This window comes from Streptomyces vastus (genome assembly GCF_039532825.1).
GTDB classification, from domain to species: Bacteria; Actinomycetota; Actinomycetes; order Streptomycetales; family Streptomycetaceae; genus Streptomyces; species Streptomyces vastus.
In genome coordinates this window covers 1-14,654 of the sequence record NZ_BAAASJ010000005.1, presented here as the reverse complement: position 1 = coordinate 14,654, position 14,654 = coordinate 1, and the positions used below count along the sequence as shown (strand labels likewise).

The following is a 14,654-nucleotide window of genomic DNA, read 5'->3' as shown; positions in this document are numbered from 1 at the left end:
GGGCCTGTTGCAGGGGGCGTAATCCCTCGCTCGTCGGGGACCCGTCCGAGGTTCGCTCGACGAGGAGGGAGCCCATGTCCGCCACCGCGCCGCAGGCCACCAGCACCGTCACCACGGCCATCGCCTTCTTCTACGCCATCGGCACCGCGGCCGGCGGCATCAGCGGCCCCCTGCTCTTCGCCGAACTGACCGAGTCGGGCGTCGTCGCCGACACCGTCCTCGCCTTCCAGATCGGCGACACCCTGATGTGCGCGGCGGGCCTCGTCGCGGCGGCCCTGACGATACGCGCCGAACGCCGCTCCCTGGAGGACATCGCCCGCCCGCTGACGGCGACGACCGCGATGGCTCCGGGGACGGCGGTCCGGTACGGCTCCTAGGCCGCGAAGGGCCTCGAGGTTTGCCAGCCGCTGGTCTCGGGGCGGTCGATGGGGGCGCCCGAGCGGGCCGCCGGCCGGGTGCGCGGCGCTCGCGTTCGCCTTCCGTAAGTTCTTGACGGTTGACCGTTTGACCAGGTAGTTCTTCGAGAGCGCCGAATATGTGAACAGGGCCCCGTGCTCCGTCCGAGAGGGCGGTGGTGCGGGGCCCAGCCGTGCGCGGACGAATGGGCGAGGGGGCGGGATGGTCGGCTTTCTGGTGTTCGCGGTCTGTGGGGCGCTGTCCGGCGTGTTCGCCGCTGCGTGGGCGAGCTGGCGCGAGCGACCGCTGAAGCGTGGCCCCGGCGCCCGGGAGGCGATCGGGATATGGGCCCGGCTGGGCACGGACATCGTGCACAGCCGCTCCGGACTGCGCGAAGACGACGAGGTCACCGTCGAGTACGCCGTGGACGCCCCGTCCGCCGCCCGGATTCCCGGCGACCCGGGGCCGACCCGCGGGCTGCTCCTGAGCGGCGGCGTGGCCGTGCTCGCCCTGGCCCGCACCCTGTGGTGCGCCCTGACCACCACGCGCCACGCGCGCCGCCTGCTGGCGGCGGCACGCGGCGCCGAAGCCAGGACGGTCGAGTACGTGCTGCTGGCCGACCCCGAGGAACCCACGTCCGCAGCACCGCAGCTGGTCTGCTTCGACGAGGGCCAGGACCGGCCGTTCGGACTTGTGGAAGTGGACCCTGGCGGGCGCGGCAGGCCCCTGGTGTCCTGGCTCCCCCGAGAGGGCACCGCCGACCTTCGCTCCGTACCCGGAGACCCGGACACCGTCGTGCCGTGGATCGACGGGCACCCGGTGTGGCCGTGCAGCCCGCTGTTCGACCTGTCGGATCCGGCTGAGGCAGAGACCTTCCGGGAGTACGTGGACATGCTCGCGCCGTCCTGGATCGAGTTGCCGACAGGGGGATGAACCGGATGAGCGGGAACCAGAGACGGAGGCAGCGCCGGCTGAAGAGGCAGTGGCTGGAGCAGGAGGCGTGCCGCGCGGCACTCGTCGCACGGGAGCAGCGCCTCGCGGAGCTGCTCCCGGAGGCCCGGCCTGCTACGGAGCCGCTGGTGGTGGGGGCGGGCTGGTTCGGCCGGGGCGTGGCCACGGCGATCGCGGGCTCCTATCTCCTGTGGGGAAGCGAGCCGGACACCTCCACGTCCGTCGGAGACTGGATCTCCCTGGCGTGGGGGTTGCTGTTCGGGATCCTCCTTTGCTGTCGGGTGGCCATGTGGCGGATCGCCGCGGATGCGGGCGGCCTGTGGATACGGCGTTTCGGCCGGGTCCGCCGGTTGCCCTGGGACCGCATCCGCATGATCGAGCTGCACCGTGACGGCACGCTGAACTTCGCCGTCGACAACGACGAGTCCTCGACAATCCTCGGCGCTTTCGTGCCGCCGCTTCTGCAGGGTCGGCTGCGGATTCCCCCCACCGGCCGGGAGACGGCAGACCGGCTCGCACTGATGGCTCGCCACCCCGAGCTGCGCCCCACGGGCGAGATCCCGGGCAGGGAAGTGGGACTGCCGCTGGCGGTGTGGGCCCTGGTGGCCCTGGGGGTGCTGGCCGCGGACTGGTTCCTGCTGGACTGAGACGGTGAGCCGGGCTCCCGGGTGGGAATCTCCCTGGGACTCGTCGTCATCTGCTATGTCCGTAACGCCCTGCTCGACCGGCCGGACGGGCACGTGGCCCGACGGTGGGCCGGGATGTGGATCTGGCCGTTCCGGCCGACTGCTGGACGGCTGTGACGGGGCTCCTTCTCAGCTCAGGTCACTGGACCGCGGTGGTCAGTTCGTCCTGTGCCGGGCGCCTGATCGTGAGGGCCATCAGCGCGCCCGTCGCGCACAGGGCTCCCGCCGCCACCCACACGAAGTCGTACGACCCGAAGGCGTCGCGGGCCGTGCCGCCGAGGAAGGCGACGAGTCCTGCGCCCAGTTGGTGGGCGGCGTTGACCCAGCCGAAGACGACCGGTGCGTCGGAGCCGTAGTGCGCGCGGCACAGGGCCAGCGTCGGCGGGACCGTCGCCACGTCGAGCAGCCCGAAGACGATGACGAACGTGACGATCGGCGGCCCCACGGTCGCGGTGAGGAGCAGCGGCAGCGCGAGGAGGGTGAGGCCGCGCAGGGCGTAGTACGTGGCGAGCAGCCGGCGCGCGTCGAGGCGGTCGGTCAGCAGTCCGGAGCCGACCGTCCCGGCCACGTTGAAGATCCCGATGAGTGACAGCAGCGAGGCGGCGACGGTCACCGGCATCCCGTGGTCGTGCGCGGCGGGCGCGAAGTGCGTCCACATGACGCCGTTGGTGGAGGCCCCGCAGACGGCGAAGGTGCCGGCGAGAAGCCAGAAGGGCGCCGTGCGAGTGGCGCGGGCGAGGACCCGGACCGCACGCCGGGCGGCACCCGGCACCGGCGCGGGCTTCGGCACGAACTCCGTTGCTCCGTAAGGAGCTTGCCCCACGTCCGCCGGATGGTCCCGCAGCAGCAGCCATACGAGGGGCAGGGCGGCCGTCGCCGCGACGGCCAGGGCGAGCGCGGCGGCCCGCCAGCCGTGCGCGTCGATCACCCCCGACAGCACCGGCAGGAACACGAACTGCCCCACCACGCTCGCCGCCGTCAGCAGCCCCGTGACCAGCCCGCGCCGCGCCACGAACCACCGCTCGGTGACCGTGGCCGCGAATGCCGTCGCCGTGGCACCCGTGCCGAGCCCCACGAACACGCCCCAGTACAGGACGAACTGGGCGGACGCCGTCATGGTCGTGGTCAGGCCGGCGCCCGCTGCGACGAGGGCGAGGGCGGTGGTCGCGACCCGCCGCATCCCGAACCGGTCCATCAGCGCGGCCGCGAACGGCGCCGTAGCCCCGTACAGCGCCATGCTCACGAACGTCCCGAGCCCGATCGTGCCCCGCGACCATCCGAACTCCTCGTGCAACGGCCCGACGAGCAGCCCCGCGAGGGTGGTGAAGGCACCGGCGGTCACGATGGCGAGGGCGGCGGCGGTGGCGACGATCCAGGGGGTGCGGTTCCGGGTTCGGGTCGGGGTCCGGGTGCGGGGCGAGGTCTTGGTCGTGTCCGTAGTCCTGGTCGGGTCCGTGGTCATGACGTCGACCCTCCGTTTTCGGGGACGCCGCAACGAGTGGCCAGATGGCCATGATGTGCAAGAATCTGGCCATGGCGGCAGAGAGCGCAACGCACCGAGTGGCCGTCCTCGTCCGGGACGGCGTCCTGCCGATGGAGCTGGGGCTGGCCCACCAGCTGTTCGGCAACGCGACCTCACGCTCGGACCGGCCGCTCTACACGACCCTGACCTGCGCCGTCACGCCCGGCATGATCCGTACGGACGCGGACTTCCCGATCTACGCGCCCCACGGCCCGGAGGCCCTCGCGACCGCCGACACGGTGATCGTCCCGTCGTCGCACGAGGAGGACGAGTATCTGAAGCCCGGCGGCCTGAGCGCGGAGCTGGCCGAAGCGCTGGACCGCGCTCGTGGCGCGCGGATCGCCTCCATCTGCACAGGCGCGTTCGTCCTCGCCGCGGCCGGACTCCTTGACGGCATGCGGGCGACCACGCACTGGATGTCGACGGACCTCTTCGGGCGCACGTTCCCCGAAGTGAGCGTGGACCCCGACGTCCTGTACGTCGACGAGGACCGCGTACTGACCTCCGCGGGCGAGGCGGCCGGCATCGACCTGTGCCTGCACATGATCCGCCGGGACCACGGCGCGGCGATCGCGGCGAACGTGGCCCGCCGTACCGTCGTACCGCCGCACCGGGAGGGCGGTCAGGCGCAGTACATCCAACGCCCGGTGCCGGACGGCCGGTTGACGGGCTCGACCACCTCCGCCTCGCGCGCCTGGGCGCTGGCCAGCCTTGCTGACCCGCTGACCCTGCGCGAGCTGGCCGCGCGGGACGCGATGAGTGTCCGTACGTACAGCCGCCGCTTCCGCGAGGAGACCGGCCTCACGCCCATGCAGTGGCTCACCCAGCGTCGCGTCGACCGGGCGCGCGAACTGCTGGAACAGACCGACCACACCGTCGACCGCATCGCGGCGGAGGCGGGCTTCGGCACGGCCGCGTCACTACGGCAGCACTTCCACGCGGCGCTGGGGGTGTCGCCGGGGGCGTACCGGGCGACGTTCAGGGGCACGGTCGTAGGGCCTGGGCAGTAGGGTCCCGGGACGACTGAGTACGCGTACTGAGTGGATCTGAGTGGATCTGAGAGGAGCTGATCAGGGCCGATGACCGTCCGCAGGATCGTCCCCGACTTCCAGACCGACTCCGAGGAGTCGATGGCCCAAAGCCGTGATTTCTACGGCCGGTTGGGGCTTGAGGAGGTCATGAATCTCGGCTGGGTCATGACTCTCGCCTCCCCCTCCGACCCCACCGCGCAGCTCATCTTCATCACCGAGGACCGCACCGCGCCGGTCGTCCCCGACCTGAGCATCGAGGTCGAGGACGTCGACGCGGTGTACGCCGAGGTACTCGCGTCGGGCGCCGAGATCGTACGAGATCTCCAGGACGAGGAGTGGGGCGTACGGCGCTTCTTCGTACGGGACCCCAATGGGCGCGTCGTGAACGTGCTCACGCACCGCGGCTGAGTCACCGGCGGGTCGGGCACCCGTGGTGGAACCCGGGCGGACGATCATGAGGCGTACCGGAGGGCGTTCCGGGGCGTGGCCGTGGACTGAGGGCTTGCAGGTCGGGGGCCCGGTGGGGGCTGGGCGGGGCTCGCCGGGGCGAGACTGAGTCGGGGCTTGTCAACTTTCCTCTAGGGGGTTATATAAGAAGCCGTAGGGCATCGCAGCCAGCCACCGCACGAAAGGAGTGACCCGTGATGCTCATGCGCACCGACCCCTTCCGCGAGTTCGACCGGCTCGCACAGCAGGTCTTCAGCTCCGCACGCCCCGCGGCGATGCAGATGGACGCCTACCGGTCCGGTGACGACTTCATCGTCCACTTCGACCTCCCCGGCATCGACCCGGAGTCGATCGACCTGGATGTCGAGCGGAACGTGCTGAACGTACGCGCCGAACGCCGTTCCCCCGCCCCCGACGGCGCGGAGGTCATCGTCGCCGAGCGCCCCACCGGTACGTTCTCCCGCCAGCTGTTCCTCGGCGAGACCCTCGACACGGAGCGTATCGACGCCTCGTACGACGCCGGGGTCCTGACGCTGCGCATCCCCGTGGCAGAGCAGGCCAAGCCGCGCCGGATCCAGATCTCCGGCGGCGGATCCAAGAAGCAGCTGAGCAGCTGACGGCAGTTGACGTCAGCTGACAGAACGCGACGGCCGCCGTGCCGTACCGCCCCGTGGGTTCGCCCGCGGGGCGGAGCCCATGTCCTGAGACCGAGACGAAGACCGATACGCAGGAGGAGTGCGATGAGGGGGACGACCATGACGACGAGGCCGACTGGACCCAAGGGGACGCCGAGTGCGCCGAGAACGCCGAGAACGACGACCGCGGCGACCACGACCAGCTGGGATCGCCTGATCGAAGCCGTACGCGAATCCGGCCAGTACACCACCGCGGCGGAAGCCGAACGCGTCACCCGTATCGTGCTGTCCGCCCTCGGCGGCCATGTGATCGGCGACGAACGCGTCGACCTGGCGCGCCGCCTGCCCGATGAGGCGGCCGGTGTCATCGCCTCCCAGATCCCGGCCACCCGGCAGCTGACCGCAGCCGAGTTCGTGGACAACGTCGCCGTCCGCATCGAGGGAGCGACCCCGGCCACGGCCCGCTGGGACGTCAGCTCCGTACTGAGCGTCCTCGCGTCGACGGTGGGCGACGACATCGTTGTCCGCATCCTGCGCCAACTCCCGCCCGGGTACGCCCTGTTGTTCGGCCGAGCGGAACTCGCGCCTCGCTAAATGAGTTGTTGACGCGGAGAGGGCATGCGCAGACTCGTCGGGGAGCGAGTGGACGGGGGAGCGCATGCCGACGACGGACTCACCCAAGGAAGCGCGGGCACGGGCGGACGTACGGGACGACGTACAGGAAGTCGTGCGGGAAGAAGCCTCGGCAGACGTACGAGCGGACGCGCTGCCCGACGTACAGGCGGACGCCCTGGTCCACGCCCTGGGCAGCGAGCCCCGCCGCCCCGAGGCCTTCCGCGAACTGATGCGCCACGGCCCCGCCGCCATCCCCGCGATCCGCCGGGGCCTGCGCCACCCCCAGCCCCGCGTACGCGAACAGTGCTGCAACCTGCTGGACCACCTGCTCGTACCGGAGGTCCTGGACGACCTGATCGCCATGCTCGACGACCCGGCCGCCCCGGTCCGGTACGCCGCCCTGCACGCCCTGTCCTGCGACCGCTGCAAGACGGACGCCTGCCGCCCCGACAGCGCGGTGGTCCTCCCACGCGGCATCCACCTGCTGCACCACGACCCCGACCCCCACGTACGCACCATGGCCGCGGAACTGGTGGGCCGCTGGGTCCACACCCACCCCGAAGCAGCAACAGCCCTCACCTGTACCCACGAGACGGACCCGTCCCCAATGGTCCGCAAGAAGGCAGGCTGGTACGCCCCCGGCGGCCCCATCCACCGCCGCACGGCTCCGCGCCCACGCCGCCGCGACCAAGCAGGTCGTCGAACGGCTCTACAGTTGCTCATCACTGCTCAACCCGCAGGGCCAGTACGCCTATTACGGCCGCGTCGGCGGCTGTCTGATCACCGGCAACGAGGACGGCGTCAAACACTGCGCCATGAACGTCCTCTACAGCCTGCAGCACCTGGGCTACACCATCCCGCCCCAGGCGGACGCGGGCTGGATCGGTCAGGCGGGGCCCGGACCCTCGTATCTGGACCCCGGCTCGGGTGGCCCGGAGAACGACTTCACCAACCGCAACACCACTTTCATGACCTGGAACCTGATGCACCTGGCAGCCATGCTCAAGCGCGCCGGCGGCATCCCGGCCCACGGCAACCAGCGCTCCCAGTGGGAGGCAGGCTGCCGTCCGGACGCGCACAACCCCGAACACCGCTGAGCGCTACGCCGCACCACCGGGACTCCGTTTTCGGTGCCCGATCGCAGGCGCTCGAGGAAGGCGTCGACCCGCAGCCGGGCGGAACGGCCGTTTCGGCCGAAGCACGCGTCTGCCGGCCCGGGGTATTCGATTGCTCGCCCTCTTGCTGAACGAGCGGCTGACCGAACGCGGCGGCGATGCCCTCCCCATGAACCGGTTCCGCCCGAACATCGTCATCGGCGGCTGGGACGGCCCCCACACCGAGGACCGCGCCCACCGGTTCGCCATCGCCGATACGGAACTCGGCTACACCAGGCTCGCCATCTGCTGCGCCGTCACCACGGTCGACCAGCAGACCGGCACCAGGGCGGGCCCGGAACCCCTCCGCACCCTCGCCGCCCACCGCCGAGCCCCCGACGGCGTGGCCTTCGGGACGAAGTACGCCGTGCTCCGTCCCGGCAAACTCTCCGTGGGCGACGAGGCGCACGTCACCTCGTGGGGCGAGCCGGAGCTGTAGCCGGGCGACTCCTACGCCGACTCCTTGAGGTAGAAGCGGGGGCCGACGACGGCGACGGCCAGGGCCACGGCTATGACGGCCAGGGGCACGCCGTAGAACAGCAGGACGTACATGTTCAGTTACCTCCAGGGCCGACGCCGGCCGCGGGTGCGGGCGCGGACGCCGGACGTGTCAATTCGGCCTGGGCGAGGCGCCGGTGAGCCCGAGGGTCGAGCAGGTAGGCGAGGGCGTAGACCACGATGTTGACCGCCACGCCGACGATCAGCGCACTGAGACCGAACGGCTCGTGCAGCTCCCACAGCCAGACGGCCATGGCGCCGCCACCCGCGACGATCGCCGCCGTCCCCGCGACACGGCTGCGGAAACCCCACACCACGCCCAGGATCAGTGGGGCGACGACGGTGGGCGCCCACAGGTTGTAGGCGAGTAGCAGTGCGTCGATGATCGACGGTGCTGAGAGAGCGAAGATCGCAGCTGCGACTCCCACCACCACCGTGATCAGACGCTGCACCACCAGCAACAGCCGGTCGCCGGCGCCGCGGTGCAGGAAGGAGACGTAGATGTCCTTGGCGAAACTGACCGCGGTGGCGTTGAGGTAGGAGTCCGCCGTCGACATGATGACGGCGAACAGGGCAGCCAGGACGAGCCCGCTCATGGCTACGGGCAGCAGCTCGGAGACGACAGTGGGCAGCGCCTGGTCGGGTTCGATGTCCGGGTACGCGACGCGCGCCACCAGACCGATGGACGCGGTGACGAAGTAGAAGCCGACCGAGAAGACCCCGGCCAGCAGAAAGCCGTACCGGGACGCCTGGGGATCCTTGGCGGCAAAGGCCCGTTGGGCGTACGGCTGTACCAGGGTCTCGCCGAGCAGGAACGAGACGAAGACCCCGATGAAGGCCAGCGGAGTCCAGCTGCCCAGGAGCGAGGTGTGGCCTTCGGGGACGTTCGCCATCAGCGCCGCGGGGCCGCCCGCATGGGCCACCGCGAAGAGCAGAACGACGGGCAGGAAGACTCCGAAGATCACAAACTGCGCGACATTGGTCTTCACGACCGACCACATGCCGCCGAAGGTGGCATACAGCAGCACGAAGGTCATCCCGACGAGGACGCCGGCCAGCTTCGAGGTACCCAGCAGCAGATGGAAGACCGTGCCGACGGCGAGCACTTGAGCGCCGAGAATTCCGGCGCAGACGGCGATGGACAGCAGACCGGTCAGCAGCCGGGCGACGGGCCCGTAGTGGGCGTCCATCACGTCGCCGACGGTGTGCGCTCCTTCGTAGTGGCGCAGCCGCGGCGCCACGAACTGCCCGACGAGCACCGTCTGCAGGGAGAAAGCGCAGATCGCGAACAGGAAGACATAGCCGTCACTGAAGGTACTGCTCGCCGTACCCATGACGGCCCCACCGCCGAGGAAGGACGCGGCGAGGCTGGCGAAGACCACCCCGCCGCTGATCCTGCGGCCCGCGACGGCGAAGTCATCGGAGCTGTCCCGGTTGACCGACTGCAGGCCGATCGCGATGAGGAGATAGAAGTAGATGCTGATTACGAGCCAGTCGAGCCAGTTGAGGGACGCCACTGTGCCGCGCTCCTTGCGGTGCGATGCCTTATGAGCGGGGGGCGGAGTCACAGATCGTATGGCTGGAACCGACGTGTGTCGCTGTACGCAGTGGAAGGAAATCGCCCGCCCATCGGCGTCATGCATCGTGCGATACGTACAGTTGGGTGCGCGTATTGCGTACGGCCAACTCGCCACGACTCGCCACAAGTCGCCATAACCCGCCAGCGACACTGCTCAAGTGACTCCGTCGGCCGCAGGGCAGTCCGCGCAGGTCAAGACGCTGCAACGGCTGAGGAGGGGCGAGCCGAAGGCAATCGGGCGACTGGCTCTTGCCGGCGGCGGCAGTGGCCTCAGTGGCCCCCGCATTACCGAGTTGGAACAGCCCCTGGCTGCCATGGCAGCTGTGACGGGTCCCAGGACGCGGTGCCCCACGACCCGCACACCCCCTTCGCAGGCTGAGCGGGTCAGCACCTCGACTCGTGTACCGAGCGGGCCGAGGCGCTCGGGCAGGTAGCGCAAGAACGGGATCGCGCGCCGTCGGCGCCCAGCAACGTCGCCCATTCGGCGAACTCCGGTTGCCCGGCCTGAGCACCGGTCATCGGCACGGCAGGCTCCGGGTGGCCGGTGCCGCAGCCGTGCACGAAGAGATAAGTTTCAGGTTGGAACTGAAACAAAAACTGTTATGCTGCCGCAGAAGCAGCCGAGATGAGATGCAAGCGACGAAGGAGGGGACCTGCTGATGACTTCCACGCCGAGTCGAGCGCTGGTCAACTACCCCAACAGGTTCGACCCCGCAGCGCTCGGTGACCTGCCTGAGCGATTGCAGTCCACCGTCAAGCGGCGAAACAACGTGCTGGGCCCTGGTTACGCGCTGAACTACCGGGAGCCGGTCGAGTTCGTCTCCGGCCGAGGCGCTCACCTGTTCGACCGGGATGGCAACGACTACCTTGACGCCTACAACAATGTGCCGTGCGTCGGTCACGCACACCCGCACGTTGTCGAGGCCGTGTCCCGCCAGATGGCGGCGGTCAACACCAACACGCGCTATGTGCAGGAATCACTCGTCGACTACGCCGAGCGTCTTCTCGCGACCATGCCCGAAGCGCTCTCGAAGGTCAGCTTCGCGTGCAGCGGGTCGGAGGCGAACGACCTGGCCATGCGCGTGGCTCGCTTCCACACGGGCGGCGAGGGAATCGTAGTGACTCGCTGGGCTTACCACGGTCTCACTCGCGAGGTTGCGAGCTTCTCGCCGACGCTCGGCGCGGGCTCACCGCTCGGGCCGAATGTGCGGCTCATCGATGCTCCTGATCCGCGACTCGTCCCGCCGGGTTCATCGCTTCCCGACCACATGCGAAGCCAGGTGCGCGGCGCGATCAACGACCTCGAGCGCCACGGCTACAGGCTTGCGGCGCTGATCACCGACTGCGCGCACTCAAGCGACGGCATCTTCACCGATCCCGTCGGTTACCTGCGTGACATGGTCGAGGAGGTGCACGCCGCGGGCGGCGTGTACATCGCCGACGAGGTCCAGTCGGGATTCGCCCGGCTCGGAGAGTCGATGTGGGGGTTCAGCCGCCATGGGGTGCTTCCGGACATCGTCACGATGGGCAAGCCCATGGGCAACGGCATGCCGATGTCCGGCGTGGTGTTCAGACCCGAGGTGTGCGACGAGTTCGGACAGAATGTCCGTTACTTCAACACCTTTGCCGGCAGTTCGATCGCGGTTGCCGCCGGTGCCGCGGTTCTGGACGTCTTCGAAGCGGAGAACGTGCAGCAGCGAGTTCTCGACAACGGCAGGGCGCTTCGAGCCGGCCTTGAGGAGATCACTCGCGAGTCTCCCCACGTCGCGGAGGTCCGCGGCAGTGGTCTGTACGTGGGCGTCGAACTCGTGAAGGACCGGGAGTCGCTGGAGCCCGATCGTGTCCGCGCCGACCACGTCATCAACGACATGCGTGAGCGTCGAATCCTCATCAGCGGCACCGGGGAAGCAGTCAACGTGCTCAAGATCCGACCGCCGCTGGCCTTCGACTCGGCCGACGTGACGCGATTCCTCGAGACCTTCGCGGAGATCGCCGAGATGCGCCTGTAGCAGGCCGAAAGCCGAAGGGACCCAACGGTGGACACCTCGCCCCCCGCACGTATCGCCCAGCAGTTGTTCGAGGAGAGCGGCCTGGCATCGTCCCACGAGCCCATCGAGACGAACGTGGTGGACGCCCTCCTCGCCCGGCACTACCAGCTGAGCGGACAACTCGAGCGGCTGGCAACCGAGAAGGACGACACGTTCCGGCTGCGGACCGGCACGGCCGACCATCTCGTCAAGGTTTCCCCGCCCGACGAGGCGGTAGCCGTCGTAGCTCTGCAGACGGCTGTGATGCGTCACCTCGAAGCCGAAGCTCCTCATCTCCCCGTCCAGCGGGTCAAGGAGACCACCGAAGGCAGCGACAACGTACCGATCGAAACGAAAGACGGCGGGGTTCGAGTCCTGCGCGTCTTCGACTTCGTCGAAGGTGCCGTCCTGGCGCGGACGAACCCCGATCCCCACCAGCTTGCCCAGGCCGGGCAGATGCTCGGGCGAGTGGATCTGGCTCTGCGGTCATTCAGGCATCCGGCGGACGAGCGGCGCCTTGTGTGGGACCTTCGACACTTCGACCAGCTGCGGGAGCTCATCGAGTACACGCCCAGCGCCGCGCACCGTCGGCTGGCACAAGAAGTGTTCCGCCTTTTCCACGAGGCCGTTGTTCCGAGGCTGGGTGATCTCGAGACCCAAGTGATCCATGGTGACTACAGCCCCTACAACGTCCTGGTGGATCCGCGGACAGACAGCTTCGTCACAGGGGTAATCGACTTCGGTGACAGCATGCGCAGTGCCTTGATCTTCGATCCTGCTGTGTCTCTCGCGAACCTTCTCGGCCGGACACCGTGGGATCCCTGGCGTGAGGCATGCAGCTTCGTCGCGGGATACGAGCGGGCCCGGCCGATCAAGGACACCGAACTCCCGCTCCTGCCTGTTGCCGCGCTGGCACGCCTCACACTTCGCGCGCTGGTCACCCATTGGCGCGCGGAGCGAGTGCCGGAGCGTCGCGACTACCTGCTCGAGCACGCCAGGGACGACTGGGTCAACGTGGAGGGGTCCATGGCCGTCGCCATGGAGGAGGTCGTGGCCCGCTTGCTGAGCACCCGCCATGACACGCCTTGAGCGACGTCACTGAGACGACACTCGTCGGCGTCCGACACGCCAGACCTGGCCGCACTCGACGAGATCGTCACCCCCGGCAGCCACATCCTCTGAACCCCAACTTTCCCACCACCACCCGCAGAGGCCACTGGTTCGGGCTGCGTATCGTCTCGCTAAGGTCATGAGGTGAGCAGCATCAACCCCACACCACGCGACTACAACAAGGCAAGTGTCCTTGACGTGGTTCTCTCCCATGCGCCCTTGACCCGGAACAGGCTCATCGAGCTCACGGGGTTGAGCAAGGCGACGGTGTCGCGGGCCGTCGAGGAACTGCGCTCTGACGGGTTCGTCGTGGACGGGGGAGTCGACGCCGTCGTCGGGCGTGGCCGTCCGTCGACGTACCTCGATGTGCCCGAGACGGCCGGACACGTCGTGGGGGTCGGCTTCGGCGCCGTGACCACCGGCGTGCTGGTGACCGACCTACGCGGCCGCGAGATCGGACACGTGATCGTCCCGACGGTCGAGCACCACGACGTCCCCGCTGCCGGCCGGTGGCTGGTCGACCTGATCGCGCAGACCAGCGCATCCGCACGAGGGCCACTGCGCCAGGTCGTCGCGGCACTGCCCGCCCACGTCCGCGACGGCGCCGAGGTCTTTCGGCCTGCCGATCCGATGAAAATCTTCTCCGGCAGAGACCTCCACCGAACCGTTGAAAAGCTCGTCGGTGCTCCGGTGACCTTCGACAGTGACGCGAACGCGTCCTTGCTCCAAGTGCTCACGGACGACGCGAGTATCCAAAACGCTGCCCTGTTCAGCGTCAGCAGCACCCTGAATTTCGCCACCTGCAGGGACCAGGAACTGGCTCGGGGACGTACTCCTTCGTTCGGCGACATCGGTTCCCTCTCCTCCGGCATCGACGACCGCACCCTCAACGGGCTGCTGAGCACCGCAGGGCTTGTGAAGTTCGCTCGCGAACACGGACTGGACATCGAACGCGTCGAGGACCTGTGGCTGGCACCTCAGGACCATCGAGCCCGTGCCGAGATACTCAAGGCGTTCACGACGGCGGTCACCACCGCCGTGAGCATCGTCGCCGTGACACTCGATCCCGAGTCCGTCTACTTCGTCGGCCGGTTGCACCCCTTGGTGAGCGAGGTGCTCCCCGAGGTACGCAAGCGACTCGCACAGACCTTGCCGGCCATCCCCCGGATCACGACCGTCTCCCAGATTCTGGGACTCTCGGTAGCACGCGGCGCGGTGCACGCCTGCCTGGCCATGACCCACAACCGCCTACGGGACGCGCTGCTCAAGGCACGCAGTCAGGCACCGCGGCAGGAGCAGGCTGCGCCGGCATTCTGATCCGGACCGAGAGCATGAGGACGAGAGCGCCGTCGCGCCTCGTCCCTGGTACCGGGCCTCCTCCAGTCCGAGGGCCATGCCGTCGGCGTACTGGGCTTCAGCGCCGTTCGAGCAGCTGAGGAGCACGGCGGGTTACGGAGCTGATGCGCGGGCCTTGATCCTCAAGGCGATCGAGGCGCTGAGCTGACCAGCCGTGGAGCGGATCCGGTGTTTCTGCCCAACTTCCGTGATACACCGGGAAGATCACCGTGACGCAAGCAGAGAGGGCACCGCCCATGGGCCGACCGACGACCTCGACTCCGCTGCCGGGCGACACGAAGGTACTGTCCGTCGGGCTGCATCCGAGGGCGCTCGACTACAGCCGGATGCCCGACGGTGTCGACGAGGCGGTGTTCACTGCCCGGATCGAGGCGGCAAACGCGGCGCTGCGCGAAGCGGGGTTCGATGTTGTCGTGTGCCTGATCGACCTCTCTCCGGACCGCGCCGAGGAGACCGTCCGTGAGCAGCTCCAGGAGCATGCGTTCGTGTCCCTCCCCTCGTAGCGTGGAGTCCGTGATTGCAGGGGAAGTTGAGGTTCATGGGAACCGAGAAGCGGACGTTTGACGCCGAGTTCCGTGAGGGTGCTGTACGCATCGTGATCGAGACCGGGAAGCCGGTTCCGGAGGTCGCCGAGGAGCTCGGCATCA

14 protein-coding genes and 6 pseudogenes are annotated in these 14,654 nt (G+C 69.0%); 17 read left to right on the top strand and 3 right to left on the bottom strand.

The features are described from left to right. Positions 1 to 104 precede the first annotated feature (104 nt). From ABD357_RS02660 to ABD357_RS02645, 4 genes and pseudogenes are all read left to right on the top strand, one after another. Positions 105 to 377 (top strand): annotated as a pseudogene (locus tag ABD357_RS02660) (MFS transporter); the annotation flags it as partial. Positions 378 to 618: 241 nt separating this feature from the next. Continuing rightward, positions 619 to 1,329 carry a hypothetical protein gene (locus ABD357_RS02655; RefSeq protein WP_344387199.1) on the top strand — a complete coding sequence of 237 codons (711 nt, stop codon included), beginning with the start codon at positions 619 to 621 and terminating at the stop codon, positions 1,327 to 1,329. Between the two features lie 5 nt (positions 1,330 to 1,334). Further along, the gene (locus tag ABD357_RS02650; RefSeq protein WP_344387198.1) at positions 1,335 to 1,994 is read left to right on the top strand and encodes a PH domain-containing protein; all 660 of its coding nucleotides are present in this window, start codon (positions 1,335 to 1,337) and stop codon (positions 1,992 to 1,994) included. A gap of 21 nt (positions 1,995 to 2,015) precedes the next feature. After that, positions 2,016 to 2,150 (top strand): hypothetical protein, encoded by a 135-nt coding sequence (locus ABD357_RS02645; RefSeq protein ID WP_344387196.1) that lies wholly within the window; start codon positions 2,016 to 2,018, stop codon positions 2,148 to 2,150. A 22-nt stretch (positions 2,151 to 2,172) separates the two neighbouring features. Here the strand turns inward: ABD357_RS02645 and ABD357_RS02640 are convergent, their stop codons facing one another. Then, complete coding sequence (locus tag ABD357_RS02640) at positions 2,173 to 3,495, bottom strand: MFS transporter (protein WP_344387195.1); 1,323 nt, start codon at positions 3,493 to 3,495, stop codon at positions 2,173 to 2,175. A gap of 44 nt (positions 3,496 to 3,539) precedes the next feature. Between ABD357_RS02640 and ABD357_RS02635 the strand changes: the two genes are divergently transcribed. The 7 genes and pseudogenes from ABD357_RS02635 to ABD357_RS02605 all read left to right on the top strand — a co-directional run. Further along, positions 3,540 to 4,565 (top strand): GlxA family transcriptional regulator, encoded by a 1,026-nt coding sequence (locus ABD357_RS02635; RefSeq protein WP_344387194.1) that lies wholly within the window; start codon positions 3,540 to 3,542, stop codon positions 4,563 to 4,565. Between the two features lie 69 nt (positions 4,566 to 4,634). Continuing rightward, complete coding sequence (locus tag ABD357_RS02630; protein ID WP_344387193.1) at positions 4,635 to 4,994, top strand: VOC family protein; 360 nt, start codon at positions 4,635 to 4,637, stop codon at positions 4,992 to 4,994. A gap of 236 nt (positions 4,995 to 5,230) precedes the next feature. Beyond that, entirely contained in the window at positions 5,231 to 5,650 is a 420-nt protein-coding gene (locus tag ABD357_RS02625; protein ID WP_344387192.1) for an Hsp20/alpha crystallin family protein, read from the top strand. A 138-nt stretch (positions 5,651 to 5,788) separates the two neighbouring features. Next, a complete protein-coding gene (locus tag ABD357_RS02620) occupies positions 5,789 to 6,262 on the top strand; it encodes a DUF2267 domain-containing protein (protein WP_344387191.1) in 474 nt (157 codons plus the stop codon). A 64-nt stretch (positions 6,263 to 6,326) separates the two neighbouring features. Continuing rightward, positions 6,327 to 6,638 (top strand): annotated as a pseudogene (locus tag ABD357_RS02615) (hypothetical protein); the annotation flags it as partial. A 331-nt stretch (positions 6,639 to 6,969) separates the two neighbouring features. Beyond that, a pseudogene (locus tag ABD357_RS02610) lies at positions 6,970 to 7,380 on the top strand (flavodoxin family protein); the annotation flags it as partial. Between the two features lie 142 nt (positions 7,381 to 7,522). Then, positions 7,523 to 7,876: pseudogene (locus ABD357_RS02605) on the top strand (MOSC domain-containing protein); the annotation flags it as partial. Between the two features lie 115 nt (positions 7,877 to 7,991). Here ABD357_RS02605 and ABD357_RS02600 read toward each other — a convergent pair. Further along, positions 7,992 to 9,452, bottom strand: coding sequence for a sodium:solute symporter family protein (locus tag ABD357_RS02600; protein ID WP_344387189.1), 1,461 nt, complete (start codon positions 9,450 to 9,452; stop codon positions 7,992 to 7,994). A 453-nt stretch (positions 9,453 to 9,905) separates the two neighbouring features. Next, positions 9,906 to 10,057 (bottom strand): annotated as a pseudogene (locus ABD357_RS02595) (ABC transporter substrate-binding protein); the annotation flags it as partial. A gap of 116 nt (positions 10,058 to 10,173) precedes the next feature. Between ABD357_RS02595 and ABD357_RS02590 the strand changes: the two are divergent. From ABD357_RS02590 to ABD357_RS02570, 6 genes and pseudogenes are all read left to right on the top strand, one after another. Beyond that, positions 10,174 to 11,523, top strand: coding sequence for an aspartate aminotransferase family protein (locus ABD357_RS02590; RefSeq protein WP_344387187.1), 1,350 nt, complete (start codon positions 10,174 to 10,176; stop codon positions 11,521 to 11,523). 27 nt (positions 11,524 to 11,550) lie between these two features. After that, a complete protein-coding gene (locus tag ABD357_RS02585) occupies positions 11,551 to 12,630 on the top strand; it encodes a phosphotransferase (protein WP_344387186.1) in 1,080 nt (359 codons plus the stop codon). A gap of 165 nt (positions 12,631 to 12,795) precedes the next feature. Then, entirely contained in the window at positions 12,796 to 13,968 is a 1,173-nt protein-coding gene (locus tag ABD357_RS02580; RefSeq protein WP_344387184.1) for an ROK family transcriptional regulator, read from the top strand. 106 nt (positions 13,969 to 14,074) lie between these two features. Further along, positions 14,075 to 14,155, top strand: a pseudogene (locus ABD357_RS44505) (DNA-binding protein); the annotation flags it as partial. An 88-nt stretch (positions 14,156 to 14,243) separates the two neighbouring features. Continuing rightward, positions 14,244 to 14,510 (top strand): hypothetical protein, encoded by a 267-nt coding sequence (locus ABD357_RS02575; RefSeq protein WP_344387183.1) that lies wholly within the window; start codon positions 14,244 to 14,246, stop codon positions 14,508 to 14,510. A 35-nt stretch (positions 14,511 to 14,545) separates the two neighbouring features. Then, the coding region (locus tag ABD357_RS02570) for a transposase (RefSeq protein ID WP_344387373.1) at positions 14,546 to 14,654 on the top strand (109 nt) is incomplete at its 3' end.